Origin of the sequence: Acinetobacter sp. S4400-12, from assembly GCF_024129495.1 — a bacterium.
GTDB lineage: Bacteria > Pseudomonadota > Gammaproteobacteria > Pseudomonadales > Moraxellaceae > Acinetobacter > Acinetobacter lwoffii_C.
The window spans coordinates 1-1,414 of record NZ_JAMXYB010000079.1; the positions used below are offsets into that span (position 1 = coordinate 1).

General features: G+C 32.4%; 4 protein-coding genes. 2 read left to right on the forward strand and 2 right to left on the reverse strand.

Annotated elements, in window-relative coordinates:
• Nucleotides 1-18: 18 nt before the first annotated feature.
• Entirely contained in the window at nucleotides 19-462 is a 444-nt protein-coding gene (locus NI461_RS13950; protein WP_253157822.1) for a hypothetical protein, read from the reverse strand.
• Between the two features lie 73 nt (nucleotides 463-535).
• Nucleotides 536-730, reverse strand: coding sequence for a hypothetical protein (locus NI461_RS13955; protein ID WP_253157824.1), 195 nt, complete (start codon nucleotides 728-730; stop codon nucleotides 536-538).
• Between the two features lie 112 nt (nucleotides 731-842).
• Between NI461_RS13955 and NI461_RS13960 the strand changes: the two genes are divergently transcribed.
• Together NI461_RS13960 and NI461_RS13965 are read left to right on the forward strand one after the other, a co-directional pair.
• Nucleotides 843-1,094 carry a hypothetical protein gene (locus NI461_RS13960; protein ID WP_151206277.1) on the forward strand — a complete coding sequence of 84 codons (252 nt, stop codon included), beginning with the start codon at nucleotides 843-845 and terminating at the stop codon, nucleotides 1,092-1,094.
• A gap of 114 nt (nucleotides 1,095-1,208) precedes the next feature.
• The coding region (locus NI461_RS13965) for a hypothetical protein (protein WP_253157837.1) at nucleotides 1,209-1,414 on the forward strand (206 nt) is incomplete at its 3' end.

Sequence of the window (1,414 nt, forward strand, 5' to 3'; positions counted from 1 at the left end):
ATTTAACATAAAATTACGTTATGCGACATTCGATATGAGCGACATTTTATCTTCATTAAGTGCTTCGCTGGAGAGAATGGCTTTATAAAGAAAAACAGGAATACCGTCCTCGTTGTCTTTAACTTTTAATTCCTTTGTACCGTCTCGATATTCAAATATAGCAATAGGGTAGTTATCCTGGTCTGCAATATAAAACCGTCTGTTTTTAATAATTAATCGATGCTCTGTAAATTGATGTTGTAATAAACGCATGAATTTACTTTCATTTGTAGAAAGTAAATTAAGCTCTCTAATCCGCTCTGCATCACTCTGATGATGTATCTTTGCACGTTGCCTTTCGTTATAGCTGAGATATACATTTCTTGTTTTTTTGGCTTTTGGTTTTTCTTTTTCAGGGCGTGAATCTCTCCAGAGGTAGCCAACAGTAAATCCTAATACTAAACAAAATATTGCAATACCCATTTTTATTCCTAATAAGAAAAGGGTGTATTTACACCCTTAATATGAAATCAATCATCTTGGTCAATATAAATAATTAATCGTCTTTTTTAAGTATTTCAGCCCTATATTTCATTACATCTTCCGTTTTTATATCTTTAAGGTGCTTTCTAATTAGAGTGTGAATTACATCTGATTCTTTAATTCGAATTTTTGTTTCGAACATCATTTCAAGTGTTGAGTCTTTAATCATTTCTTCTTCTTCATCTCTCAACCGAATTGTTACAGCCATGTCTTTCTCCAAAATTTTGACATCATATCTGATTTATATTTTATGATATGTTGCATTATCACAAATCAAATGTTATAAAACAGACAAATATCATTTGTGATAAATCATAATCATGAAAATAATCACTTTTAGTTCACCTCAAGACTTCACTCAGGCGGCTTTTAATCGGGTAGCAGAGTTGGTTTCTCAAAACGGTCAATTTTGTCTTGATGAATGTATTCCTGCTTTCTCAACAGAGCAGTGTTTAGAGCATCTGGCTTTAGTTGCTGCTGAAATGGCTTATGACTATTCCTTGATTGATGCACATGCAGATTTATACAAAAAAGCAAATCAAGAATTAAAAGATGAAATGGGGGATTGCTAAGTGATTATTCGTTCTGTTCATCAAATAGATGTTGTTGAGTGTCCTCGTTGTTTTTCTCTTATGCATAAAAGCATTTTGTCTTTTCATTTGACACGTTGTTTGGGGTAATTGTTCATGAATCATTTTTGCAATTCTTGTGGCCAGCATTTTGTTAATGAACAAGACTTATCTTTTCATGAATGTCACTTCGATTTTATTGATAAAAAGTTATCCACAAATCAACTAAATCCAAATACCTTAACCTGTGAAAACACAGGGGAAAGCCTTAAAACCAATATTAGATTCGCAACTAACATTGTTGTTCCTACCCCCATTTATAA